This is a genomic window from Endozoicomonas sp. ONNA2 (genome assembly GCF_024606365.1).
GTDB lineage: Bacteria > Pseudomonadota > Gammaproteobacteria > Pseudomonadales > Endozoicomonadaceae > Endozoicomonas.
The window spans coordinates 21,228-46,766 of sequence record NZ_JAHHPO010000066.1 but is presented as its reverse complement, the minus strand read 5'-3'; the positions used below and the strand labels follow the sequence as shown (position 1 = coordinate 46,766).

The 25,539-nt window shown below is 47.0% G+C and carries 21 protein-coding genes, 1 tRNA gene and 1 riboswitch; of the genes, 15 read left to right on the top strand and 7 right to left on the bottom strand.

Annotated elements, in window-relative coordinates:
* Positions 1–39: 39 nt before the first annotated feature.
* The 5 genes from KDK14_RS01165 to KDK14_RS01145 all read left to right on the top strand — a co-directional run bounded on the left by KDK14_RS01165 (position 40) and on the right by KDK14_RS01145 (position 5,891).
* Entirely contained in the window at positions 40–1,344 is a 1,305-nt protein-coding gene (locus KDK14_RS01165) for a homoserine dehydrogenase (RefSeq protein ID WP_257263182.1), read from the top strand.
* A gap of 241 nt (positions 1,345–1,585) precedes the next feature.
* Positions 1,586–2,974, top strand: a complete 1,389-nt coding sequence (gene thrC, locus KDK14_RS01160) for a threonine synthase (protein WP_257263181.1) — start codon at positions 1,586–1,588, stop codon at positions 2,972–2,974.
* A 101-nt stretch (positions 2,975–3,075) separates the two neighbouring features.
* On the top strand, positions 3,076–3,369 hold the full coding sequence (locus tag KDK14_RS01155; protein WP_257263180.1) for a hypothetical protein: 294 nt from the start codon (positions 3,076–3,078) through the stop codon (positions 3,367–3,369).
* Positions 3,370–3,404: 35 nt separating this feature from the next.
* Positions 3,405–5,141, top strand: coding sequence for a single-stranded-DNA-specific exonuclease RecJ (recJ, locus tag KDK14_RS01150; protein ID WP_257263179.1), 1,737 nt, complete (start codon positions 3,405–3,407; stop codon positions 5,139–5,141).
* Between the two features lie 207 nt (positions 5,142–5,348).
* Positions 5,349–5,891 carry a paraquat-inducible protein A gene (locus KDK14_RS01145; protein WP_257263178.1) on the top strand — a complete coding sequence of 181 codons (543 nt, stop codon included), beginning with the start codon at positions 5,349–5,351 and terminating at the stop codon, positions 5,889–5,891.
* On the opposite strand, the gene dinB is transcribed toward KDK14_RS01145, so the two are convergent.
* Both dinB and KDK14_RS01135 read right to left on the bottom strand, forming a co-directional pair.
* Positions 5,875–7,002, bottom strand: a complete 1,128-nt coding sequence (gene dinB, locus KDK14_RS01140) for a DNA polymerase IV (RefSeq protein ID WP_257263177.1) — start codon at positions 7,000–7,002, stop codon at positions 5,875–5,877. The two genes, KDK14_RS01145 and dinB, sit on opposite strands and share 17 nt — an antisense overlap.
* Positions 7,003–7,476: 474 nt before the next feature.
* A complete protein-coding gene (locus KDK14_RS01135) occupies positions 7,477–8,211 on the bottom strand; it encodes a hypothetical protein (RefSeq protein ID WP_257263176.1) in 735 nt (244 codons plus the stop codon).
* A 169-nt stretch (positions 8,212–8,380) separates the two neighbouring features.
* Here KDK14_RS01135 and KDK14_RS01130 point away from each other — a divergent pair, with 169 nt between their 5' ends.
* From KDK14_RS01130 to KDK14_RS01110, 5 genes are all read left to right on the top strand, one after another.
* Positions 8,381–9,046, top strand: coding sequence for a response regulator transcription factor (locus tag KDK14_RS01130; protein WP_257263175.1), 666 nt, complete (start codon positions 8,381–8,383; stop codon positions 9,044–9,046).
* Positions 9,047–9,580: 534 nt separating this feature from the next.
* Entirely contained in the window at positions 9,581–11,530 is a 1,950-nt protein-coding gene (gene acs, locus KDK14_RS01125; RefSeq protein WP_257263174.1) for an acetate--CoA ligase, read from the top strand.
* Positions 11,531–11,674: 144 nt separating this feature from the next.
* Positions 11,675–11,751, top strand: a tRNA-Met gene (locus KDK14_RS01120).
* Positions 11,752–12,302: 551 nt separating this feature from the next.
* A complete protein-coding gene (locus KDK14_RS01115) occupies positions 12,303–12,881 on the top strand; it encodes a DJ-1 family glyoxalase III (protein ID WP_257263173.1) in 579 nt (192 codons plus the stop codon).
* Between the two features lie 143 nt (positions 12,882–13,024).
* Entirely contained in the window at positions 13,025–13,423 is a 399-nt protein-coding gene (locus tag KDK14_RS01110) for a hypothetical protein (protein WP_257263172.1), read from the top strand.
* A 130-nt stretch (positions 13,424–13,553) separates the two neighbouring features.
* Here the strand turns inward: KDK14_RS01110 and KDK14_RS01105 are convergent, their stop codons facing one another.
* Positions 13,554–15,254 carry an AMP-binding protein gene (locus KDK14_RS01105; protein ID WP_257263171.1) on the bottom strand — a complete coding sequence of 567 codons (1,701 nt, stop codon included), beginning with the start codon at positions 15,252–15,254 and terminating at the stop codon, positions 13,554–13,556.
* 120 nt (positions 15,255–15,374) lie between these two features.
* Here KDK14_RS01105 and KDK14_RS01100 point away from each other — a divergent pair, with 120 nt between their 5' ends.
* Genes KDK14_RS01100 through KDK14_RS01080 form a run of 5 tightly spaced genes read left to right on the top strand, consistent with a single transcriptional unit; the run spans position 15,375 to position 17,940 of the window.
* Positions 15,375–15,563, top strand: coding sequence for a hypothetical protein (locus KDK14_RS01100; protein ID WP_257263170.1), 189 nt, complete (start codon positions 15,375–15,377; stop codon positions 15,561–15,563).
* Positions 15,560–17,014 carry a type III secretion system inner membrane ring subunit SctD gene (gene sctD, locus KDK14_RS01095; protein WP_257263169.1) on the top strand — a complete coding sequence of 485 codons (1,455 nt, stop codon included), beginning with the start codon at positions 15,560–15,562 and terminating at the stop codon, positions 17,012–17,014. Before KDK14_RS01100 ends, sctD begins: the two co-directional genes overlap by 4 nt.
* Entirely contained in the window at positions 16,992–17,252 is a 261-nt protein-coding gene (locus KDK14_RS01090) for a hypothetical protein (RefSeq protein ID WP_257263168.1), read from the top strand. Before sctD ends, KDK14_RS01090 begins: the two co-directional genes overlap by 23 nt.
* Positions 17,253–17,266: 14 nt before the next feature.
* Positions 17,267–17,536 carry an EscF/YscF/HrpA family type III secretion system needle major subunit gene (locus KDK14_RS01085; protein WP_257263167.1) on the top strand — a complete coding sequence of 90 codons (270 nt, stop codon included), beginning with the start codon at positions 17,267–17,269 and terminating at the stop codon, positions 17,534–17,536.
* 29 nt (positions 17,537–17,565) lie between these two features.
* On the top strand, positions 17,566–17,940 hold the full coding sequence (locus KDK14_RS01080; RefSeq protein WP_257263166.1) for a M48 family metallopeptidase: 375 nt from the start codon (positions 17,566–17,568) through the stop codon (positions 17,938–17,940).
* Between the two features lie 2 nt (positions 17,941–17,942).
* Here the strand turns inward: KDK14_RS01080 and KDK14_RS01075 are convergent, their stop codons facing one another.
* The 4 genes from KDK14_RS01075 to guaA form a co-directional block, all read right to left on the bottom strand.
* On the bottom strand, positions 17,943–21,338 hold the full coding sequence (locus tag KDK14_RS01075) for a glycosyltransferase (RefSeq protein WP_257263165.1): 3,396 nt from the start codon (positions 21,336–21,338) through the stop codon (positions 17,943–17,945).
* Positions 21,339–21,394: 56 nt separating this feature from the next.
* Complete coding sequence (locus tag KDK14_RS01070; protein ID WP_257263164.1) at positions 21,395–21,820, bottom strand: CesT family type III secretion system chaperone; 426 nt, start codon at positions 21,818–21,820, stop codon at positions 21,395–21,397.
* A gap of 72 nt (positions 21,821–21,892) precedes the next feature.
* Entirely contained in the window at positions 21,893–23,512 is a 1,620-nt protein-coding gene (locus tag KDK14_RS01065; protein WP_257263163.1) for a Na+/H+ antiporter NhaC family protein, read from the bottom strand.
* 110 nt (positions 23,513–23,622) lie between these two features.
* A riboswitch (Lysine riboswitch) is annotated at positions 23,623–23,794 on the bottom strand.
* 145 nt (positions 23,795–23,939) lie between these two features.
* Positions 23,940–25,517, bottom strand: a complete 1,578-nt coding sequence (gene guaA, locus KDK14_RS01060; protein ID WP_257263162.1) for a glutamine-hydrolyzing GMP synthase — start codon at positions 25,515–25,517, stop codon at positions 23,940–23,942.
* Positions 25,518–25,539 lie beyond the last annotated feature (22 nt).

Below are 25,539 nucleotides of genomic sequence, written 5' to 3'. Positions count from 1 at the left end.
TACCGGGAATGATGATAACAATGAAGGTGGGGTAACAGTGTGAAACCGGTCAAAGTAGGTATCTGTGGACTTGGCACTGTCGGTGGCGGCACTTTCAATGTGCTCCAACGTAACGCCAGAATTATTACTGCCCGGGCCAGTCGTCCTGTGATTATTGAGCAGGTGGCCGCCCGCAGGGATAATCCTGACTGCGACATCCGGAATATTAGCGTGACCCGGGATATTTTTGCCCTCGCTCACAACCCTGACATTGATATTCTGGTCGAAACCATTGGTGGCTATGAGGTTGCCAAAGAGCTGATTCTGACAGCCATCGAACAGGGAAAGCATGTTGTCACCGCCAACAAGGCCCTGATCGCCGAACATGGTAACGAGATCTTCGAGGCTGCCCGCAACAAGAATGTCATTGTCGCTTATGAGGCGGCGGTTGCCGGTGGCATTCCCATTATCAAGTGTCTGAGAGAGGGCCTGTCGGCGAACAACATCAGCTGGCTGGCGGGTATTATTAATGGCACCGGCAACTATATTCTGACGGAAATGGGCGACCATAATCGTCCGTTTACCGATGTTGTCAGAGAAGCACAGGCGCTGGGTTATGCAGAAGCAGATCCAACGTTTGATGTTGAAGGTATTGACGCCTGCCACAAGCTGACCATCATGGCATCCATCGCTTTTGGTATTCCTCTGCAGTTCAACAAAGCCTATACCGAAGGCATCAGCAAAATAACGCCCAATGACATCCAGTATGCCGCTTCCCTTGGCTTCAGAATCAAACACCTTGGTATTGCCCGCAAGGCGGTTAATGGCATTGAACTGCGGGTTCACCCGACCTTGATTCCTGCCGATCAGCCACTGGCCAACATTAATGGTGTGATGAACTCTGTTGTGGTTCAGGGGGATGCGCCAGGTCAGACCATGTACAGCGGCCCCGGTGCTGGCGCTGAGCCCACAGCTTCTTCGATCATTGCCGATATCGTCGATATTGCCAGAACCATTGACGCTCCAGACGCTGCCGTGAATGCCCTGGGCTTCTCAGCAGAAAGCCTGACCGACACCCTCCCGGTGCTGCCGATTACCGAAACACTGTGCAGTTTTTATCTGCGCATCCATGCCGACGATCACCCCGGGGTAATGAATGCCGTCACCTGGGTGCTGAGCAGCCACGGCATTAATATCGATGCCATTACCCAAAAAGTCACTCGCGAAGATGATGGTTGTGCGGATATCGTTATCCTCACCCATCGTACGCTCGAAGGCACCATGGACAAAGCTATTTCTGATCTCGAAGCGTTGGCGGATATTAAATCCCCCATCACCCGGATTCGTGTTGAAATCATGGCCTGAAGCTATCTGCCCACCCGCCAGGCTGTTGCGAAAGGCCTTAAATGAAGGGCAACCACAAAGGCACAAAGACACAAAGTTCTTTCTGGCTTGCCCAAGACCAACTAACAAGAAAGGTATCCTTTGTGCCTTTGTGTCTTTGTGGTTCAAGGCTTTTATACCTTTTGCAACACCCTTTTATAGCTGGTAAACGGTACTGTCAGAGTAATCTGAACCAGTAATAAACAAATATACGGAATTCACAGTGAAATACATCAGTACCCGAGGAAAGGGACACACCAAAGATTTTCAGGATGTCCTGCTGGCCGGGCTGGCAGACGATGGTGGTCTATATATACCCGAGACCTTGCCAAAGCTCAGCGCTGAAACCATACGGTCGCTAAAGGGACTCCCCTACCACCAGCTGGCCTTCGAAATCATCCAGCCTTTTGTCGGAGGCACCATCCCGGATGACCAACTCAGGCAGATGATTGACGACAGTTATGCCGGGTTCAGCCACCAGGCTGTCGCACCACTTCATCAACTGGGTGCCAACCAGTGGGTTATGGAACTTTTCCACGGCCCAACTCTTGCCTTCAAAGACTTTGCACTGCAACTGCTTGGTCGCCTTCTGGACCATACACTGACTGAGCGTAATGAAAAGGCCATAGTTCTGGGTGCAACTTCCGGTGATACAGGATCTGCTGCTATAGAAGGCTGTCGCCATAGCGATCGTCTGAAAATTTTCATTCTTCACCCTTATCAACGTGTATCAGAAGTTCAGCGTCGTCAGATGACCACTGCACTGGACAGCAATGTTCACAACCTTGCCTTGCAGGGCAATTTTGATGACTGCCAGGATATGGTGAAAAGATGTTTCGCCGACCAGTCCTTTCTGCCAGAAAACACCCGCCTCGTTGCCGTTAACTCCATTAACTGGGCCAGAATCATGGCCCAGATTGTCTATTATTTTCACGGGGCCCTGGCTCTCGGTGCGCCGGATCAGCCTGTCAGCTTTTCAGTGCCTACTGGCAACTTTGGTGATATCTTCGCAGGCTATATCGCACGGGGCATGGGCCTGCCCATAGAAAAGCTGATTGTTGCCACCAACCACAACGACATTCTCCACCGATTCTTCCAACACAACGACTACCGCAAGGAAGCACTGCAGCAGACATTGTCGCCCAGTATGGACATTATGGTTTCCAGCAACTTTGAACGCCTGCTGTTTGATATGCATAACCGTGATGGCAACGCCATGGCAGAGTTGATGTCCGGTTTCCGGGAAACAGGGAATATTCGTGTTGATCATGGCCCATGGCAGGCCATCAGGGAACTGTTTGATAGCAGCCGTTCTGATGATCAGCAGGTCTGCGATACGATCAGTGCCCTGTACAATAACACCGGGTATCTTGCTGACCCCCATACAGCAACCGGTATCCGGGCAACAGAAGACGTTGAGCTTGCCAGAGAAACACCAGTGGTAACCCTGGCAACAGCCCATCCGGTAAAATTCCCAGACGCGATCATCAAGGCGGGCCTGGCAGCACCACCACTGCCAGCTTGTATGGCTGATTTGTTTGACCGGGAGGAGCGTTACAATATTATTGAAAACAAACTGTCGTCTATCAGGACTTTCATTCAAAGCACCTGAACTTCAAAACCATCATGCCAGCCGACGGCATGCTGACTTCGTCTTCAATCAGTTGTAATACTGCCGATCCAGAACAGGGAGTGTTCTGGAGACTACCACCAATGAAACTCAATAAAACAATCCCGGTAAATTCACCCTCTTCGTCAGGCTCTTCGACACAAGAAGCCAAGTGGCAACCACCAGGGACGCCATGTAAAGCGGTCTTTTCGCCAGAAGTTTACTCAGTGGAGGCCATGGGACTTGATGACTCTTTGGGGATCCTGTTTTTATGCGAGCACTCCGTGGGTGGTGGTCTGGTTCAGTGCAGCGCATCGAAGAGCCCTCGCCCGCCACGGCGGGAAGTGTCAGATACCCCACATTATTGCCCCCGCTTAACGGAAACTGTGTTAATCTGACACTCTCTTTGTGTTCATAGTCCGTTATTCCGTTTATGTCCGTGAATATAATCCGCCGCTCCTACGACCTTTCAACTTGTTGCTTCACACCAGAGATGGATCCTCTGCTGGCCAGAATTTACAGTGCACGGGGCGTTAAAACTCAGGATGAACTGCCACGTCAGCTGCAACAATTAAGCGACTACCGGCAACTGAAGGATATCGATAAAGCCGCTGACATTCTGGCCGAGGCTATTATCAACCAGCAACGCATGTTAATTGTTGGCGACTTCGACTGCGATGGCGCCACCAGCAGTGCTCTCGCAGTTCTGGCCCTGAGAAGCATGGATGGCCATGCCGATTTTCTGGTACCCAACCGCTTTGACTATGGTTATGGCCTGACCCCTGAAATTGTTGCAGCCGCCCTGCCCTTGCAACCGGATGTATTAATCACCGTTGATAATGGCATCTCCAGCATTGCCGGTGTACTGGCAGCAAAAAACAGCGGTATGAAAGTTGTGGTTACCGATCACCATCTGGCTGGTCGCGAGCTGCCTGAAGCCGATGCGATTGTTAACCCTAATCAGCCAGACTGCCCGTTTCCCGGTAAAAATACCGCCGGGGTAGGCGTTATTTTCTACTTGATGTGTACCTTGCGAACCCTGTTGCGGTCGCGGGGTTATTTTAATGATAAATCAGAGCCCAACCTGGCCGAGCTTCTGGACCTTGTTGCCCTCGGCACGGTGGCTGATGTGGTCAAGCTGGACAGCAATAACCGCATACTGGTATTCCAGGGGCTTGCCCGCATCCGCAGTGGCCGTTGTCGGCCGGGCATTACAGCGCTGATTGAGGTATCTGGTAGAAATGCTGAAAAGTTGGTCGCCCAAGACCTCGGCTTTGCCCTGGGCCCAAGACTCAATGCAGCTGGACGTCTGGACGATATGTCGATTGGCATCGAACTACTCCTGTGTGACGATATGAACCGGGCAAGGGAGTTAGCCTGTGATCTGGACGGTCTTAACCGTGACCGAAAAGCCATTGAGGGCAGTATGCACAGCCAGGCCATGGCCGAGCTGGAGCAAATCCGCTTCAACCTGGAAACAGATCTGCCATGGGGCATCAGTTTGTTTCAGGAAAGCTGGCACCAGGGCGTGGTTGGTATTCTGGCTTCCCGGGTAAAAGAGAAACTGAACCGTCCGGTAATCGCTTTTGCTGAAGCCGATAACCCTGTGGGAGAGCCAGAACTGAAAGGGTCTGCCAGGTCGATTCAGGGACTGCATATGCGTGATGCACTGGACAGCATCGCCAGAGATAACCCGGGGCTTATTATTAAATTTGGCGGGCACACCATGGCTGCGGGCCTATCCATACCAAAAACAAAATTCAGCGCGTTTCAAGGAGCTTTTGACCTTGAAGTCAGAAAACAACTGACCGCTGAAGACCTTCAGGCAGAAATGCACACTGACGGTGAACTGATGCCCGGTCAGGTCACCATGGCAACCGCCTATACCCTTCGCGAGGGCGGGCCGTGGGGACAAAGTTTTCCTGAGCCCTGCTTTGATGGCCAGTTTCAAATCATTCAGCAGAAACTGGTGGGAGAGAAGCACCTTAAAATGGTACTCAAGATACCCGGCAGCGAACTTTGGCTTGATGCCATTGCCTTTAATATTGACAATCGGGTGTGGCCTGATCCCAATGTTCGTCAGATCAAGGCTGTCTATAAACTCGATATCAATGAATTCCGTGGCCAGCACAACCTACAGCTGATGGTTGAACATTTTGAACCGGCGTGAAATGTGGCGTGCCACTTTTCAATGGGCACGGAACTTTAATTCACTGTGTCTACCAGAATGGACTGCTCCCTATTGATGGAGCGATTCTAATTTCAGAAGGTGAAATTGGTATAAGTATTGAGGCTAAAGGTGGTCAAACAAAAAATACTCACTCCATTAATGGTAATCATCCCACTTTTCCTGTTGATCCCGGGAATTACCCAACCCATGCTGACCATAAAGGCAGATCTTGATCGCCAAGCAATGCTGAATGAGGCAAAGCGTATCGTTCAGCAGCAGAACCTTCATCCCGCTACGGCTGCTCTGGCTAGCCAGTTTCTTGATCGTCTGGAGGTTAAAGGAACATCCACTGTTTATAAGAGAAAGCGTTCCATTCTCGGTACCGCTGGAGACCTCTGGAACAGTGGCTATCATTTTGTGGCATTACTGATTGTCATCTTCAGCCTGGTGATACCTGTCACAAAACTAGGGTGCCTAATGCTGGCTAATGTTGTGCAGAAAAACCATAAACTGCTTGGACTGAACAGTGTATTGAGCAAATGGTCCATGGCTGATGTTTTTGCCATTGGAGTACTCATCGCCTTTCTGGCGGTAAATGCCAAGGCTGCCGGAAACGTCGGCCCTTCACAGGTTGTGCAATTTGATGCAACACTACACTCTGGCTTTTATTGGTTCGTGGCTTATTGTCTTGTCAGTAATTTGATGGGGCAACTGGCGGAAAAAAAACAAGAGGTTACGTCAGCCCCATAATTTTCTTTTCAAAAAGCTCGAGCTGCTCAAGCGATCTTTCTCCACGGAGATCAACAAGCCTGACCCCCAATCCGAGCAGCCTGACCGGACGGGCTCCCCGTTCCCGGGCTCTTACCAGCAGCTGAGTAAAATGTTCCTTAACGGTTTCACCGGTTGTCGGCAGACTTTCCTCAAGGGTGGTCTGGGTAAAATCTGCAAACTTCACTTTAACAAAGTGCTTATGTACTGCATATTCCCTCTCAATCCGCTTATATCGTTCCTGAAGTTCTTCAAGCAAAGGGATTACCTGGGCTGTAATATCTTCTAGCCCCACTAAATCATGGTCATAAGTATGCTCAACAGATAGGGATTTCCTGCGTCGGCAAGTTTGCACCTCACGATCATCCCGGCCCCGGGAAAGCTCCCATAACCGCTCACCAAAACTCCCAAACCAGCGACTTAACTCAAGAATAGAATACTGGCGTAATTGCCAACAGGTATTGATCCCTTTTTTGTGCAGTTTCCCGGCAGTAACCCGCCCTACCCCATGAATTTTTTCCACGGGCAGATCGAAAATAAAATCATCCACCTGTGCCGGAGTGATTACAAAAAGGCCATTGGGTTTATTCCAGTCACTGGCAATCTTGGCCAGAAACTTATTAGTTGCAACACCGGCAGATACGGTAACCTGCAATTTTTGAAAAATTTTCTGTCGGATTTCCTCGGCAATCAAGGTGGCGCTGCCTCGACAAAAATGCGTTCCGGTAACATCCAGATAGGCCTCATCCAAGGATAAGGGTTCAATTAAATCAGTATATTGGCGAAAAATAGCATGAGCTTCTGCAGACGCTGCGCGATAAACGGAAAAACGGGGAGGAATGATTTTCAGGTTCGGGCAGAGTCTCATTGCCTGCGCTGAAGGCATGGCTGAGTGTACGCCAAATCGACGCGCTTCATAATTACAAGTGGCAATCACCCCTCTACGATCAGAAGCCCCCCCGACAGCAACGGGCTTCCCTGATAACCTCGGATTATCACGTATTTCAATACTGGCAAAGAAGGCGTCAAAATCGATATGTATGATTTTTCTCTGGACCACCTTTTGCTCAAGACTGGCATTACTTTGCATCATGTTACAATTAGATTCGGATTAGCACTTTATATATATACAGAGTGCTTTTGGCAAGCAATACCTTACTTATCAGCCAATCTCCAAACCGATGACACTGATAGACTCTGAGCCAGATATTTCATAAACGTACTCCCGCTCTCGCTTGTCCTTTGCCGCTCGAAGGGAGTTGTGCTCGGTTGACCTTATACTCCAGTACGATGCTCCCTCAAAAATGCAAAATACTCGGGATTAGCATCTGGCGCCGCCCTGTCTCACACATTCATGCGGTCGTGTGCGAGATTCGGGGCAGTTTTTGAAATATCCCAAATACTTCAGTACGGTATCACCAAAATGCATTAATCGAAGGTTTCAGAGCCATCCCAAGGACCAACTTGATAATGCCTGAGATTCATTACGCTATGTTAGATTCAGCTGAGAGTGTATCTGGCACATTACAACGGATGTCAGTGAGCGTCTGAAAAAAACGGAGAAATACTAATATTCTTTATCATCAACCACTAAGCCCATGACAGAAATCTGGCTAACATCCAATTGAACTGCAAATCGATCATAAAGAGTTAAAGGCGTTCTATTGATGCCCGCCGCTAAATCATCAAATTTTTGCCATAAGTAGTGCTGAGCACTTAGCTTGACTGAAAAATTTCCCGGACCATCGATGTAATGCTCTACATTTTCGGCGTTATTATTTATAAAGTCATCATAAATATACGGTGATAACATGGCTCCCGCAGCCAGTCCGCCCAGGATAATATTTATAGGTTCCACTACCGCAACCATGAGTCCAAAACCCACAACGTATCGGCAGGCAAGGTCTGTAACCCGGTTATAAATACAATTGCTGAGTATATTTGCCGGTGTAATGGTATATTCGAAGAACGACTTGGTGTTTTCTCTGCCCAAAATATAGTCAACAGCTTTCATAAATGGCGCATAAATACTGATACCAAAGATTCCTCCGACCAGGGCAGAGGGAAGGGCAAAAACAATATGACCAAAAATGCTACCGGTCAGTTGACCGATCTGAGAAACCGCCGCAAGGGAGGAGCCAACAACAGTCTTGATGGTATTCCATCCAGGGTTCTTTTTCCTGTCCTCTCTTAATTCAAACAGTTCGTGAGCCTTTGATTCATAATCATCAATATACTCTTGGGTGTATTTACCCTGAGCTACAGCAACTGGCAGTAAAGGAAAATTGACCGAACCGAACATTTAAACCCCATATTTCGATAAATAACTAATATTAAGACCGCTTTGACAGAGAATAGTTCCATTACCTGGCATCATTTTACTTATACTTTAAATAAATTCCTGAATCTTTGAAAGGTTCACAGGGTTTATTCAATTGACCGATTAAACAGATAAGGGCAAGCTCAAGATAATGAACTTTACAATTATAATTGCCGATGACCACCCTTTATTCCGGACTGCTCTCAAGTCCTCTGTTGGTCACGCGCTTAAAGAACCGACGGTCTGCGAGGCTGGCTCAATTTCTGAACTGCAAATACTTCTGGAAAATAGTACCACACCGGATCTGATCTTACTGGATCTACATATGCCCGGAGCACATGGATTTTCAGGATTGATATTCCTCAGAGGGCAATATCCGGATGCTCCTGTTATTGTCGTGTCAGCTTCTGATGACCAGCAGATCATACAGAAAACCAAAAACCACGGAGCCAGGGGCTTCATTCCCAAGTCTACGCCGCTGAATGATCTGACAGCAGCCATTATTAAAGTTCTGGACGGTGAATATTGGTGGCCAGATAACTTCCAACCTATGCAATCTCAACAAATCAGCGATATGGAAGCCAGACTGGCAACCCTGACACCGCAGCAGTTCAGGGTTCTGGGCATGATCAGTGAAGGCCTATTGAATAAGCAGATTGCATGGGACCTGAATGTCTCGGAAGCGACGATCAAAGCCCATGTCACCGCCATTTTCAAAAAGCTGGGGGTAAGAAGCAGGACTCAGGCGGTTATCGCTATCAAAGCACTGGAAATTGATCTGCCCGGTCAGGATGTACAAGATCAAACCAAAGACTAAATCGTCTCTGCCCGGTGTTTTTCAATGTCATAACGATTCAGGATGATGACTCTGAAATTTTCTCCCAGCGAAATATACACCGGTCGCCGGGGAAGGTTGCCCTGATGGCACATTAGTCAGTAATTAAGTAGTTAGCCAAATGTAATCGTATATTTCTGGCTAAGTGCTCAGTTACTATGCAAGGCGCAACGCAGGCAACAGTGCCGTAGCTATTAGACCGGAGTTGCAACGCCGAAGACTAACTGATCACTTAGTCAAAAAATATGATTTCATTTGGTTAACTCCTTAGGCTGACGCTTTCGATATTGCTCGAAATAGTGATAATATTATTATTTATATAAACCCAAACCTGATATTTCCGATAGGAGTTAAGGTCAAATTCTACTATCAGAAATCTCCACAAATTCTGAACTCACACCACTTCAATTAATATTTTCAAAGTCGTTTTATCGAGCAATTTCTCAACCTGAGCAAAATAAAAGAATGGCCCAGGATCAATTTGAACTAAAAATATAATAAACCAGGGGAAACGATATGTCTGACACCGCCGTTTATCCAGTAAAGCCTGCTGCTCTTGAGAACACACTGGTTAACAACGACCAGTATCTGGAAATGTATCAGCAATCCATAATTAACCCTGAAGGCTTCTGGCGCGAACATGGTCAACGCATCGACTGGTTCCAGCCTTTCACCAAAGTTAGAAAAGTCTCTTTTGACGACCACTTCGTCAATATCAACTGGTTTTATGATGGTACCACCAACGCTTCACACAACTGCCTTGACCGACACCTGGAAGAGCGAGGTGACCAGCTGGCCATTATCTGGGAGCCGGATGCTGAAAGTGAAGCCAGAAAGGTGACCTACCGGGAACTGTATGAACTTGTGTGCCTCTTTGCCAATGCCTTGAAGAGTCAGGGTGTGCGCAAAGGAGATGTTGTAGCGATTTATATGCCCATGGTCATCGAAGCCACCGTTGCCATGCTGGCCTGCAGCCGTATAGGGGCAATTCATTCCGTCGTCTTTGGTGGGTTCTCACCAGAAGCACTGGCAGGAAGAATTATTGACTCAAAAGCAAAGATTGTCGTTACTGCCGATGAAGGCGTTCGAGGCGGGCGCAAAGTGTCTCTCAAAAACAACGTCGATGAAGCACTGACACACCCGGACACACACTCCATTGAGAGAGTCATTGTTTTAAAGCACACAGGCGCTGATATTGCCTGGTATTGTCACCGTGATGTCTGGTGGCAGGAGTTAACGACACTCACTTCACCACACTGCGAAGTCAGGGAGATGAATGCCGAGGATCCACTGTTCATCCTCTATACCTCAGGCTCTACCGGAAAGCCAAAAGGCATCATGCACAGTACGGGTGGCTACCTGGTGTACGCTTCCATGACCCATCAATATGTCTTTGACTATCAACCCGGCGAAGTATTCTGGTGTAACGCTGACGTTGGCTGGATTACCGGACACTCATACGTGACCTATGGCCCTTTAATCAATGGTGCAACCATTGTGATGCATGAAGGGCTGCCTAACTATCCACAAACCAATCGCATCAGCAAAATCATCGATAAACACGGCGTGAATATTCTTTATATCGCACCAACGGCTATCCGCGCATTAATGGCAGATGGCGCTGCTGTGATCAAAGGCACTCATCGAAACTCACTGAGGTTGTTAGGCTCTGTAGGCGAGCCCATTAATCCTGAGGCCTGGAGATGGTACTACTCAACCATTGGTGAACAGCGTTGCCCTATTGTCGACACTTGGTGGCAGACCGAAACAGGTGCTGCGATGCTGACCCCACTTCCGGGAGCCACTGACCTTAAGCCGGGTTCTGCAACACGGCCATTCTTTGGTGTACAGCCAGCCCTGGTCGATAACATGGGTCGTCTTATCCATGGCCCCGGCGAAGGCAATCTTGTCATCCTGGATAGCTGGCCCGGACAGGCCAGAACAATCTATGGCGATCATGAACGCTTTGTTCAGACCTACTTCTCATCTTTTAAGGGCATGTATACAACAGGTGACGGCGCTCGAAGGGACGAAGATGGCTATTACTGGATCACCGGCCGAGTGGATGATGTCATCAATGTTTCCGGCCACCGCTTGGGAACTGCGGAAATAGAATCAGCAATGGTAGCCCATCAGCTGGTAGCTGAGGCTGCGGTTGTTGGTTTCCCGCACCATATCAAGGGCCAGGGCATCTATGCTTATGTCACACTCAATAGAGGCATAGGCACCAGTGAAGACTTGAAAAAGCACCTTATAGACTGGATCAGAAAAGAAATAGGGCCGATTGCTACCCCGGATATTATTCAGTGGGCCCCGGGACTTCCCAAAACACGGTCTGGAAAAATTATGAGGCGGATTCTCCGCAAAATAGCTGCTGACGAGTTCGAAAACCTCGGCGACACATCAACGCTGGCTGACCCTGAAGTAGTGAACCAGTTGATTGCAAATAAAGCGATAACCAGCTAGTAGTTATCAACTGTCGTGCGGTATTCCGGCATAACGTGCGGTATTCCGGCATAAACGATACCGCGCGGGATTTTGGCCTGCACTTTTACAGTAGATAATACTTGATATTATAAACAGCATCCCTATAATATGACTCTCTTTCGACGCGGGATGGAGCAGCCTGGTAGCTCGTCGGGCTCATAACCCGAAGGTCGTCGGTTCGAATCCGGCTCCCGCAACCATTTTCGTAAAGTCTCTGCACATCTTATCAAAGATGTATTTGGCAAAAAAAATCCCCAAATACCACTTTCAAGGCTGACATAAGATCAGGTCAGTATTTACCGCCAGACGACAGCTGCGCTAAATCAGATACACATGATACAAGTGTTGAAAGTTCACATCTTGCAGTGAATCCACTCATCGCCTCCAGAGGAAAAAATATACAAAAATACCTATATACTCCGCTACTATGGTGAAAATCCTTTGGCTACAACCTTGTTTAAAAAACTGATATAAGATTCCATTTCAGCTCATAATCAAATTTTATCTCACCAGTCCCAACTATCTGCTAGATTAAAATTCTGTCGGTATAAGAGCCTGTGTTTAACATCTAATGCGAACTGAAAACGACGATAAACAATCCTGTTATTCATTTTTTTAGCCTCATTGCACAGTGGAAAACCAATATACAGAAGCTTTATCACTCAGTTTTAACTACCCGCAAAAGATCATAGCCCTTAGCTACAGACACTTCACATTTACCTGATATCCCACCTTCTAATGAGGGTCTACCATGCCAAGACAGGTTCTCATCCCCATTTCTGATGGCTCTGAAGACATTGAAGCAGTGACCATCATAGATACACTCAGAAGAGCAGGTGCACAGGTCACGGTTGCCAGCTGCCTTCCTGATGGAAAGCAGGCCATCACCGCCTCGCATAAAACTCAGATTACAGCAGATTTACACATAGAAGCCTGCACAGGGAAGCCGTTTCACCTGATCGCCCTTCCCGGCGGTATGCCCGGTGCCGAGAACCTCAAGAACTGCAAACCGCTTATTAAGCTGCTGCACGCTCAACAAAAGGCCGGGAAATGGTATGCCGCCATATGCGCCTCGCCTGCAGTAGTGCTTGCTTATCACGGGTTACTGGATAATGTCCACGCGACATGTTACCCCAGCTTCATGGAGCAAATGGAAGGCGCTTTGCCACATCCCGGAAACACCATAGTAGTAGATGAAAAAAAACGGGTCATAACAGCCCAGGGCCCGGGCAATGCCATGGGATTTTCATTTAAATTAGTTGATGCACTCTATGGGAAAGATGCTCATCGGCCGATAGCAAAGCAGATGATTGCAGACTGGGCCTTGTAAGCTCTTTCCGGTTATCACCACAATTTCATCAGCTTCATCAGCGATGTTAATTGAACATAGTTGTACAAATGTGTTTAGAATACATATAAGGGTTTTCCGAAGCCGCAGGAAAGCCCAATGCATTAACCCATGAGGTATGAAAAATGGAAAGCTTTATCCTGATTGTGGCTAGCATTTTTGCACTTTATTACCTGAGTCAAAAACAGGACATTATGGCAAACAAGATGTTTGGTCACGAATTTAAACGTTTTGAGCGGATTTACCACAACACCACCTACTCTTGTCAAAATTCCACCATTGTCAAAAGACAACTAACGAGCAAAATGCCACTGCCTTTCATTCCAGCGACCGGCTACTCAGTAAGAGCCTTATGTCTTACAGAAGACAAGCACTGGTTCTGGTTTGATGCATCTATACGTCGCATGAAACTGGATCGGACCAGCATCACACCAACTGATGCCGGAGAAGCATTTAATGCCTTGAAAGATGACCCTGAAATCCTGCATCGATACTTTTCAAACCACGACCAGCAGTCGGCATAACTGACTGCCACCACTGCCCTGAAATATAAAGTACACATAAAAATCATCCTGTAACCCTGACTACCAGGAATTACAGAACTTATGATAAAGAGAAAATCCTTCCAGGTGACTCCCGCCAAAATATAACAGGTTAATTCACAACCCCTGACGGCCTGAGGTCTTTTCGCAAAATCTTGCCAACAGGGGTCATTGGCAATTCATCACGAAATTCACACACTTTGGGGACTTTATATGCCGTCAAATAATCACGACACCAACTTAGCAGCTCGTCGGATGTTAGACTGTCATCTGACTTGACAACAAACAACTTAACCTTCTCCCCGGAGTTCTCATCGGGAATACCAATGGCCGCACAGTTTGCCACCTTGGGATGGCCTGAAACCAGATCCTCAATTTCATTCGGATAAACATTAAAACCGGAAACCAGAATCATATCCTTGATACGATCAACAATTCTGACAAATCCATCTTCCTCGACCACAGCTACATCACCGGTTTTTAACCAACCATCCGCACTGAGCACTTCGGCTGTTGCTTCAGCTCGCTGCCAGTATCCTTGCATGACCTGCGGCCCCCTGACACAGAGTTCACCTGGCTCACCTATGGCCGTCTCATTACCATGCTCATCTATGGTTTTCAGTTCTGTGGAAGGTATAGGCAAGCCCGCAGTGCCTGGCTGTGACAAATCTCCGGCTGGATTCATACAAACGGCAGGAGAACACTCTGTTAACCCATAAGCTTCAGAAATAATACACCCGGTCTCTTTATACCACCTTTGAGCCGTTGTCTCTTGCAGTGCAGTCCCGCCGGATAAGGTTAACTTTAAACCTGACAGGTCGCACTCTTTAAATTTTGGATGATTCAACAAGCTGGCAAATAATGTATTCAGACCAATAAAGGCGGTAAAACGCCACGGTTTAATGGACTTGATGAAAGTGTCTGTATCTCTCGGGTTAGCTATCAGAATACTGTGATTCCCCATAAACGGCATACAAAGTAAATGTACTGTGAAGGCATAAATATGATAAAGGGGTAAAGGCGCTATAAGAATTTCCTGCCCCTCTTGTATGATTTTCTGTCCCCGGGCATCCACTTGAGACAGCATCTCTTTAGACTGAAGCATATTGGCCAGCAAATTTCTGTTAGTCAGAATGGCACCTTTGGCAACCCCGGTAGTACCGCCAGTATATTGAAGCACCACCGGATCAGATAGCTCAGCCTCTGGAACCGGCTGATAGTCAGAGGCTTTTGCAGTTCTCAGGGTGTCAAGCAGGGTAACCACTGTAGGTAAAGAATACCCGGGCACCATCCTCTTGATATATTTGACAAGAAAATTAATAACTTGCCGCTTCGGAGCTGGAACCATATCAGCAAGCTGAGTTACAAAAAGATGTTTTATCTCTGTCTGACCAACCACCTCTTCAATGAGGTGGCCAAAGTTTTCAAGAAATACTAACGCCTTTGCTCCCGAGTCTTTGAACTGGTGCAGCATTTCCCGCGCAGTGTAAAGCGGATTGGTATTGACAATTACCAACCCTGCTCGCAACGCTCCATAAACGACAATCGGGTACTGTATAATATTGGGCATCTGAATCGCAATTCGATCCCCGGGTTGCAGATCAGTATATCTTTGGATGTAGGCAGCAAACTGCTTACTATAAAGATCAATGTCAGCATAAGTCAGTGTATGGCCAATCCCAGTATACGCAGGGAGCGAACGATTCTCTTTTAAAAAAACATTGATCACAGATAAAACGTTGGAATATTCATCGAGGTTAACAGCATTACCAACCCCGGCAGGTCTTTTACCATCCCAGAATGATGCATCCATAGCACTACGCCTCTTATTTTATGGTTATTGTTATCAGGGCTATTCAGCCTTTTTGAGCAATTTTACCCGACATTTTATCAACAGGCATCTAATTCGTGGCGAATTTGCCGAATAATTATCATGCAACCTCTGGTAATGACGTTTTTTTTACCTTACTCTAAATTAAGGATTCAATTTACGCAGGTAGTCAAAGCACGTAAAGACACCAGTAACAACTACGGATCGAATCAACAGGATGTTGACCATAAAACCGTTTATAAGTCCAGTCAGATCATTTTCTGCTTTACCCTGGCAGGGGGTAATTTATGACTGAATTTTACCTGAAAATACTCTCTGGCAATCATATTGGTGCCGAAATTCCCATTGAACCGGGTAGGCACTCTTTAGGAAAAGATGACGCTTGTGACCTGGTCTTGACCGACGACAACCTGAATGATATTGAACTCATTATTGAGATTTTCAATGATGGTCAGGTAAAAATCCAATCAAGCACAGCGGATAATCCCTTATATGTAAATGGCGAGCCTGCTGGCTCGAGTATTCAGTACCGCCACTTTGATATTGTTACCTCAAGCAGCCTTTTCATAGCTATTGGTCCTGCTGATGCACAGTGGCCATCGCTTGCACTACCGAACATAGCCGAGCCCCCGGCACAAGAGCTGACTGTCAAGGAGGAAGAGCTGTCACCTCCTGAAGCAAATGAGCCTGATCTATCCGGGTCTGACTTTGAGCAAGCGCTGTTAGAAGAGGAAGTTGAGGATGAAGAGGATGAAGAGGATGAAGAGGATGAAGAGGATGAAGACGATGGTACATCCTTTCTGGCAAATATTGATAAAAGATGGCTAGCCGCTATTCCAGTCGGTCTGGTACTTGTAATAGCCAGCATGCTCTTCTTTATTTCAAGCACGGATACCGAGGTACAACAGGTAGCAGACATCCCGGGAGTGCTCGAAATCTCCACAAAAGCCAGAAATCAACTTGGACTCAAAGACGTAAAGTTCAAAGAGCTACCTGACAAATCATTACTCGCGTCAGGTTATACACAAACGCTTCAGGATAAAATTGAACTGCAAAAATTTCTCAGAAAGCAGGGCGTTTCTTTCAATTTGCAAGTCATTGTTATGAATGAAATGCGTGATAACGCTGAATTGCTCCTAAGAGACCGTGGTTATGACAAACTTGAGCTTGAGCTGGATAACACCCCGGGGTCACTGGTGTTGACCGGATATGCTTCAACCTCTAATGAACTTGATCGAATTGTCAGTATGCTCAAGCAAGAGATTTATGGGCTCAATTCGGTTGTTGATCAGGTTGAGAACCAGACAAATAGGATCAACACCCTAAAATCCATGCTCCGGGAGAAAGGACTGATACCAAGAATTCATGTCGTCGTCCGGGATCAAACGGTGATCCTGAAAGGACACCTACTGGATGAAGGACAAGTTTATGACCTGCAAACGGTAGTAAAACAGTTTCAGAAAAAATACGCCAATAAACCAGCCATTGAATTAGCCACTAAGTTCGCAGGAGGAGCGATAACCGACAGCCAGTCACCTTTATCATTAAATATACGCGGTATCAGCATGGGCAAGGTGCCTTACGTGATATTAATAGATGGTTCCAGGTACCTGATAGGAGCAAAACTTTCTAATGGGTATATAATTGAAGATATCAACCTTGAATATCTTTTATTAGCTAACGGAACTGACAAAATCAAATACCGTCTTGGAGGGAACCGTGACGGACAAACCAAAAAATGAAGAGAATATTCTTCTCTCAACAACTGAAGAACAGTTAATTCAGGATAAGGACGGTTCTTACCGGGATCAGATCCTTACTCATTTACTCTCTGAAGCGACGCGCCTGAAAGGATTAAAAGATAAAGGCGCAGCTCCGGAAGATTTTTCAAAAATCGACAGCCTGCTAACCGCTGTAGTTGCGGCTATGGAGGTCGTTGATAAGAGCTGGAAACAGCATCACGGTCAATCAAACGCCTGAGAGGGAACTCAGCCATGGCATACCAGGATACCTACAACCCGAATTACAACCAACCAGGAAGCGCCGGTTTCAGCTTTGACAAAGTATCTGAAACATTTGGCAGCCAGGCAGAAGCACTTGATGCTGCGCTGAAAACCCGTGTCGCCAATATGGATCCTAACAGCACCAAGGACATGGTTGAGTTCCAAGTAGAGTTCAACAAATATATGATTGTTGAAGGTCTTCGTTCAAGTATCGTCAAATCCATCAAGGATACGATACAGAGCATTATTCAGAAACTCTAAACCAATTCTATGGATGGAGATAGTCAGCAATGATTGATGACAAGCTTTTAAAAACTCTGGCAGATATAGGCTTTATGGCCAGTGGTACCGGACTTCCAAAACATGCTTTTGGCATTTTCAACGGTATTGAGGCTGCCAGACCTGACAGCCCGCTTAGCACCATTGGCTTTGCCCTTGAGTTCATGAATCGAAAACGTCATCAGGAAGCTATTGACCTGTTGCATAAGGAAGGTCTGGTAAAGCACCCTGATGATGCAACTATCAAGGCTTTTCTGGGATTAGCCTTGATGTTCGAGGGACGGAATAAAGAAAGCGAAGACTATCTTAAACCGTTGCTGTCTTCAAAAGAGCTGGAACCCGCTGAAATGGCCAGGGAACTTCTTGCCAACATCCACGGCCAGTAGCCTTATTCCGGAAGCTTATCTCGCAAAGCTTCCGGGAAATTTTTTCCCGGCAACACCTCTTCAATGAGCCACTGTTTGACTATCGCAGTAAGAAACGTTAAGAAGCGATTCATTTTCTGTGGATCCTCTGCCATATCCTGCACCAGCCGGACAGACTTGCTCAACGTGTCAACTGAAAAATAGTGGTGAGAAATCACTCCACCGGATATACAAGATTCACTGAATAGCCCATTCGCTCCAATTTCCCGCCTAAGCACTGTCATTGAGCCAGAAAGCAAGTTTTTAACAAACTCGTCTGATAACTGTGTTACTGGTTCAAACCATTCAGGTTCGCACCAGCGTTGAATCTCTTCTGCACCTTGACATAATCGACTCATCACTCTGTCAAAATAATATCTCAGACGTTTTGCTGAGAATCCCTGGAAGCCTTGAAATGTCCATAAATTCACTTTCTGCTGCCAATAAAACTGCTGATCCAAACGGGGCAAGTGACAAACAGACATCCCTTTACATGCGTTCAAAAGCACACACCAATCATTGTGATGATCCACGACAACCCTGAACGTCGCATCAAGGCCTTGTTCAAAAGCGCTGGCATATTGACTACAAAGGAAAGGCTTGATGTTCGATAACGAGTCACTCTCACCGGTCCGAACCAAATTATTGGTCACCAGACTATCTTCAACCGACGGCATCTCGACTAATTCACCATCAACCAACTGGTATAAACAATCCCTGTAACCTGAAAAGTGAAACTGTTCAAACACGCTCCAGGCAGACGTGAGCATAAAGCTGTTATCCGCACCGCTGAAGGCTCTTTGGGGATCATTAAACTCCGACTCGAACGCTTTTATAACACTTGGGCAAAAAGCTGCCTTAACATCCACGAGGTAAGGGATGGCATTTCTGGATACCACATTCCGGTTATGAACATCTCCCAATCCCAGCAGAATCGATATACCAGCAATAACCCCAAGGCGCTGGTAATAATCGTTAATCTGCCGGTCATCCAGTGCCTCATCGAGGTCTTTAGTAATAAACTCACAATAGCCGTAGTCACCATCACAAGACCCTGGCAATATCCTAATGGTTGCCAGACCTGGTCGCCCACCCAGCCATTGGTTAAGTTTACCTGCGATATTACTATTATCTGCAGTGTGCCCGATAATCTGGCGCTCGACAGCCAAATCCCTGTTTTTATAAACCAGTTTTTCGCCATTATCACAGAGGATAATGGCAATCATGTCAGAAGACGCAGTCAACGGATAATCAAGGCTAGCTATACTCTGCGCTGGTTTTTGCCAAGAGTCAGAAAATAGCTGATTGATTTCCCCAATATCTTGGTAAAACCGGACAAATAATTGTTTAAAGTCTTTCAGTGTATGGATAACCCATAAACGATTTAAGCGATACCACAAGGGAAATTCAGCACTCAGGTATAGCATCCCACCCTGCTCAATGACATAGTCCAACACATCGGTATATTGCTTGGCCCCCTTGATATCCGCAACCCAGGCAATGGCCTGTAATAGCTGGCCATCGAGCTTGGCAGCAAAGGGCTTTAGCAGGCTAGCTCGAAATCCGGGATTTTCAGGCCGGTTGTGGTAGCACGCCAGCTGCAAATCCAGCCAGCGAAGCAAAGGCTCGATGAGTTTGAAACGATGAGGTTCTGCACAATCAAGATGCAGCATCACCTCCGCCGGTAGCCTCTGTTGTTCAGGCCACCATCTTTTTTGATTGTTAGCCGACTTCCTTAACGGTTCATCGGTAAGGGCCAGCACTTGATATTTACACATCCACATAATATTCAATAAAAGCGCCGGTTCCTCAGGAAACCGCTTTTTCAACTCCGTCAAATGGCAACCGGATAAACAAAGCCGGGATACCTGGTCAATCAGTTCAGCTGCCAAGAATGAATCCATCTCGGCATAGTGAACATACTGCTCGGTTCTTTGCAGCAATCTAACGCCTCGATCCGTCGTCTTAAGGTATTGGTCATCTACTAACTGATTGGCTGGGTAATGCTCAAATATCTGGTGATATGGAAGTCCCACCGGCCTTTTATTTAATCGGGAAATCTGATCCGTGTCTTTATTAAGGCCATTCACCAACTGATGATATTCTTCAACAATGGTTTCCCATCGATAGTGATCAAAAACTCTCTGTCTTCCCCGTTCTCCCATGCTCAACAGAAGCCCGGGGTCTTGAATCAGTTGATGAATCTTCTCTGCACATTGACTCAAATTGACCGCCGTTCCCTGCGCCTGGAGGAAATGAGCATGGTTTGTCAATAATGAACCGACAGGACGAGCAAGATCATCCAAGTCTGTCGATACGGTTTCAATCAAACAGCCGCTGATTCCATCCTCCAACAATTCCGAGTAACCATTCCAGTCGGATAAAACAACAGCCTTGCCATTAACCATTGCCTCCAACGGCACAATTCCAAAGCTTTCCTGAATGTTATCCGCAAGCGTCAGAACCATATCACAGGCTGACAGCCATTGATGTTTACGGTCATCTTCAATTTCCAGCTCAAAGCGAATACAACCTTCAAGGTTTAGAGCATAGGCTTGTTTTAACAGGGACTGCACGGTCGGACTGCCTGCATCTCCAGCACCAGCAACAATCCACTTGATATTTCGGTGACCATACTGTTCCACCAGATCATTCATTACCAGCAATACTGGCTGGAGATCCATCTTATCGGAAGGAGCAATTCGTCCAAGGGTCAAAATCACAAAAGACGTCTGCTCAATACCCAATAAACCCCTGGCTTCCTCTTTGGCACCGGCATAGCATTCATCAGGCTCAATCCCCAGAGGCAGCTTCAGAACGCTTCCTTTATAAGGTATAGCCACACCAATATGATCTGAAATACGGGAACTCGCGGCAGACAATAGACGCATCATCACTTTTTTCTGCGCCTCGCTGCTGCATAAAATTGCATCACAGCTTTTTAGCGGTGATAGCAGAAGATCACGGGTATTTGACATGTTTGAGTCTGTACTCAGGGTATGCGCCCGACCCGTAACAGGAAATGGCTCCAGACAATAAGCATCACGAAGCGCTGCGAGATTACCAATCCAGGGATCCCCTTGGTGAAAAACCTGATACCTGACCCTGGAAAAATACCGGTTTAACTCATGCGCTGGTAAGAACTGGATGGCTTTATCGCTGCCATAGTGCTGCAGAAAAGTTTCCCAGCCTGACTTAAACTCCGGCAATAACGACTGGGGGGAAAATATATGTATCTCTTGGAATCGGCTATAACGAATGATTGCTTTCAGAAACTCGTCATTAGCACGGCGAAGTCCGTTGAAATAGGCAGATTCAGTACTGGCCACCAGGCAGCCAAATACTGAGGAATCGGTGGATCGCTGCTTTTTCGAAGGCATATCGAACAACTCTAATCATTGACATACCTTATATATCGATCTGACAGCCGCTTCTGTTAGGGCATGAACATCATGGCAGAGCCCGGAGAGGGGGCGCTTTGACCAAGCCATTGTACAAAAAGTTCATAATTATTGGCCAATGCAGCAATTGTCTGTTCGATTACATCAACACTGAGACTCTTTGCAGGAGCAGATGCATACAGAGCAAGTGCATTTTTATCGGGATCTATACACAATGAAACTCGCTCATAGGCAACCAGAGCCAGATTTTTTTTCAGCAGCCTGGTCAATAGTTCTTCTCGCTTGCTGTTTTCTTCAGGCAACTTTGCAATGATGCTATAAACATAAAAGCGACCATTAGCCAGAAAACAGGCAATTTTTATCTGATCATTAACCACCAGGTTATATTGGTCATTTTCACTCTCCAGCTCACCCATCTGTTGACGAGCAGCGTATGAATTCATCAATTGTTCAAAGCTCATAGCATCCATGCCCTTGTTTTAGAAAAGTTCAAAAAGGCATCTCTGCCTCTCCTTAAGCATAGTGCAGCTTTATTACTTGACCATATGCCCGGAAGCGGGTGTCAGTGAGCGGGATTTCAAAGAGATCCTTCTGAATAAACAAATAAGAGCTATAAATGCCACCAGTGATGCAACAAAGCCTAACGAAATGGAGTGAGTGACCCCCATGACCAAATATCCTAACATTGCTACAGCCGCTATGCCAATTGCGTAAGGTAACTGGGTATTGACATGATCCATATGGTGACAGGATGCCCCGATGGACGAAAGGATGGTGGTATCAGAAATTGGCGAGCTGTGATCACCAAATACAGCACCTGCCAGCACAGAAGCCAGCATGGGCAGCATCATGGCCAGATCAGCTGCTGCAGCCATATCCCCGGCAATTGGCAACATAATACCAAAGGTTCCCCAACTGGTTCCGGTTGCAAAAGCCATCACACCAGAGACAATAAAAAGAATCATTGGCAGAAAACTTGGAGAAATATTCCCGCTAACCAGGCCTGCCAGATACTTACCGGTCTCCAGCTGGCCAATTATCCCTGTCAGAACCCAGGCAAACACAAGAATATAGATAGCTGGCAACATTGACCTGCTACCCTCAACGATCGCTTTCATCCATATTTTTCCGGAAATATTGCGACGCAGCAAACGGGTTATCGCAAACAAGAGTCCAATCATACCACCAATGATCAGTGATAATGTAACATCGGTATGCTCAAATGCACCGAGAATGGAAAATGCCCGATCATCACCAGCGAGAGCTGTATACCCCGTCCAGATCATGGCTGCCATAGTTGCCAGTACCAACACCAGAATCGGTGCAATAAGGTCGGCAACACGGCCATCATTATCTTCTTCCAGAGCTGGAGCACCCGGCGGATTACCCTTATTGGAATCAAAAAGTGTGCCAGAAAATGCAGCCCTCTCGTGCTTGGCCATAGGGCCAATATTAAGATCCATGGCTGCTGTACAGAAAACCAGCGCCAAGGCAAAAATTGCATAAAGGTTCATAGGAACCATAGCCAGAAATGAAATGACAGGGCTATCAACGCTTGCACCATGGGTCACCATAATAGCTCCCACCAGGGCAATGATATAAGCACCCCAGCTTGAAATTGGCATAATTACGCAGATTGGCGCAGCGGTGGAATCAATCAAATAAGCGAGCTTGGCTCTTGAGACTTTGTGCCGATCCGTTAGCGGCCGACTAATACTCCCCACGGCAAGGCTGTTGAAATAATCATCAATGAAGATGATAACACCGAGAAAAACCGTCAGCATCTGCGAGCCCTGACGAGTCTTGACACGATGGCGGGCCCACTCACCAAAAGCCCTGGCTCCACCAGAAATACTGATCAGACTGGAAATTACCCCCAGAACCAGCAAAAACAACAGAATATAGATATTGCTTAAATTAAGGCCTTCATCCCAAAACACCTCCACCAACCCGGCAAAAATTCGGCGAATGGTGACAAGAGGCTTAAACTGTGCCAGCAGTAATGCACCGGTAACAATACCAGCGCCCAGAGACCATAATACCTTCCGGGTTATTACTGCCAGAATAATTGCGATGGCTGGAGCCAATAAAGATAACGACGAATCACTGAAACTGGTTAATTCCATAAAACTGATCTCGTTTAGATTACCCATCCCGGTGATTCCAGTGCTTGTCAGGGATGAGTGAACCAGTTGTCATTAGATCAGGAGGCAAGTGTACATGGAGGAAGCGCGTTTAAAGAAAATCTAATTAGCACTTTCTGGTACCCGTTAGCTCTCCACAGTAAAAACTGTGACAGTAGTACACCTATTTGATGCACTGCCAGTGAAGCTGGTTGACCACCAGGCTCACTTCGGCACCATTTCCTTTCAACCGGACTGCGGACGTCACCCTATTCCGGCTTACTCATAACATAGTGCGCCTCTAACTAGGGAAAGAGGATCACAGGCTGGAATGTAGCACGACTGTATATTGACTACATCCCCCTGGTTAGGTGCATTATGCACCATTGCTCCCGATATAAGTACCCAAAGCAAATGTAAGGACCGGAATTAGTTATTACATTTAGCAATAACTGGATCACTCCCACTCAATCGTACCCGGTGGCTTACTGGATACATCATAGGTCACCCTTGAAACATGCTCAATTTCATTGATGATACGGTTAGACACTTTCTCCAGCAGATCATAAGGCAGGTGAGCCCAGCGAGCGGTCATAAAGTCAATGGTTTCTACGGCTCTGAGGGCAATCACATATTCATAGCGGCGACCATCTCCCACCACGCCAACGGATTTCACCGGCAGGAATACCGCAAAAGCCTGACTGGTTTTTTGATACCAGCCTGCCTTTCGCAGCTCTTCGATGAAAATAGCATCTGCCTGGCGAAGAATATCCGCATACTCTTTCCTGACTTCACCCAGGATGCGAACACCAAGCCCCGGCCCCGGGAATGGGTGACGGTACACCATGTCATAAGGCAGGCCCAGTTCCAGACCAATGGTTCGAACCTCATCCTTGAACAGCTCGCGAAGCGGCTCAACCAAGGCCATCTTCATCTGTTCCGGCAGCCCACCCACATTATGATGGGACTTTATTACATGCGCCTTACCGGTTTGTGAGCCAGCTGATTCAATTATATCCGGATAGATAGTACCCTGTGCCAGAAAAGCGATGTTACCCAGCGCACTGGCATGCTGATCAAACACTTCGATAAAAGTCTTACCAATGATCTTGCGCTTGTCTTCAGGGTCCTGAACACCTTTGAGACGACGCAGGAACATCGTTTCAGAATTTGCACGAATAACCCGAATCCCCATATTTTCGGCAAACATAGTCATCACCTGGTCGCCTTCATGGAGACGGAGCAAACCATTATCCACAAAGACGCAGACCAGCTGATCACCAATAGCCTTATGCAGCAGCGCCGCTACAACACTGGAATCAACGCCACCAGACAGCCCAAGCAACACCTTATGATCGTTCACCTGCTCACGAATACGGGCAATAGCGTCATCAATAATCTTGCCCGGCGTCCAGAGTTTTTGGCACTTGGCAATGCAAACCACAAAACGCTCAAGAATTCGTAATCCCTGGGTGGTATGCGTCACTTCAGGGTGAAACTGAACGCCGTAATACTGCTTTTCTTCACACGCCATGGCTGCAATCGGGCAGGAATCGGTGACAGCAGCAACCACAAAGCCATCAGGAATGGCGGTCACTTTATCCCCATGGCTCATCCAGACATCCAGAGTCAGATAGCCACCTTCACAGACATGGTCTTCAATACCATCAAACAGGCGCACTTTCGCTTCCAGCTGAACCTGGGCATAGCCAAACTCACGCAGGTGAGAGGTACTAACCTTGCCCCCCATCTGTTCTGCCATGATCTGCATGCCATAACAGATACCCAGCACAGGAACACCGAGTTCAAAAACAATGCTGGCTGCTCTTGGAGAATTACCACCGGTAACGGAATCAGGGCCACCGGACAAAATAATCCCTTTCGGGTTGAACGCCCGAATCGCGGCGTCATCCATATCGTAGGGATGAAGTTCACAATAAACACCGATCTCGCGAACTCTTCGAGCGATAAGCTGAGTATACTGGGAACCAAAATCAAGAATCAGAATGCGATCGGAATGAATATCCTGGGACATGATTAATCTCTAAATCCTGTCA

Coding starts and splice junctions, on each gene's coding strand:
- sctD (WP_257263169.1), top strand. CDS start 15,560: ATGACTGAATTTTACCTGAAAATACTCTCTGGCAATCATATTGGTGCC.
- dinB (WP_257263177.1), bottom strand. CDS start 7,002: ATGATGCAAAGTAATGCCAGTCTTGAGCAAAAGGTGGTCCAGAGAAAA.
- KDK14_RS01100 (WP_257263170.1), top strand. CDS start 15,375: ATGCAACCTCTGGTAATGACGTTTTTTTTACCTTACTCTAAATTAAGG.
- KDK14_RS01115 (WP_257263173.1), top strand. CDS start 12,303: ATGCCAAGACAGGTTCTCATCCCCATTTCTGATGGCTCTGAAGACATT.
- KDK14_RS01075 (WP_257263165.1), bottom strand. CDS start 21,338: ATGCCTTCGAAAAAGCAGCGATCCACCGATTCCTCAGTATTTGGCTGC.
- KDK14_RS01110 (WP_257263172.1), top strand. CDS start 13,025: ATGGAAAGCTTTATCCTGATTGTGGCTAGCATTTTTGCACTTTATTAC.
- KDK14_RS01145 (WP_257263178.1), top strand. CDS start 5,349: ATGCTGACCATAAAGGCAGATCTTGATCGCCAAGCAATGCTGAATGAG.
- KDK14_RS01135 (WP_257263176.1), bottom strand. CDS start 8,211: ATGTTCGGTTCGGTCAATTTTCCTTTACTGCCAGTTGCTGTAGCTCAG.
- KDK14_RS01155 (WP_257263180.1), top strand. CDS start 3,076: ATGAAACTCAATAAAACAATCCCGGTAAATTCACCCTCTTCGTCAGGC.
- KDK14_RS01065 (WP_257263163.1), bottom strand. CDS start 23,512: ATGGGTAATCTAAACGAGATCAGTTTTATGGAATTAACCAGTTTCAGT.
- KDK14_RS01080 (WP_257263166.1), top strand. CDS start 17,566: ATGATTGATGACAAGCTTTTAAAAACTCTGGCAGATATAGGCTTTATG.
- acs (WP_257263174.1), top strand. CDS start 9,581: ATGTCTGACACCGCCGTTTATCCAGTAAAGCCTGCTGCTCTTGAGAAC.
- KDK14_RS01130 (WP_257263175.1), top strand. CDS start 8,381: ATGAACTTTACAATTATAATTGCCGATGACCACCCTTTATTCCGGACT.
- recJ (WP_257263179.1), top strand. CDS start 3,405: ATGTCCGTGAATATAATCCGCCGCTCCTACGACCTTTCAACTTGTTGC.
- guaA (WP_257263162.1), bottom strand. CDS start 25,517: ATGTCCCAGGATATTCATTCCGATCGCATTCTGATTCTTGATTTTGGT.
- KDK14_RS01105 (WP_257263171.1), bottom strand. CDS start 15,254: ATGGATGCATCATTCTGGGATGGTAAAAGACCTGCCGGGGTTGGTAAT.
- KDK14_RS01085 (WP_257263167.1), top strand. CDS start 17,267: ATGGCATACCAGGATACCTACAACCCGAATTACAACCAACCAGGAAGC.
- KDK14_RS01070 (WP_257263164.1), bottom strand. CDS start 21,820: ATGAGCTTTGAACAATTGATGAATTCATACGCTGCTCGTCAACAGATG.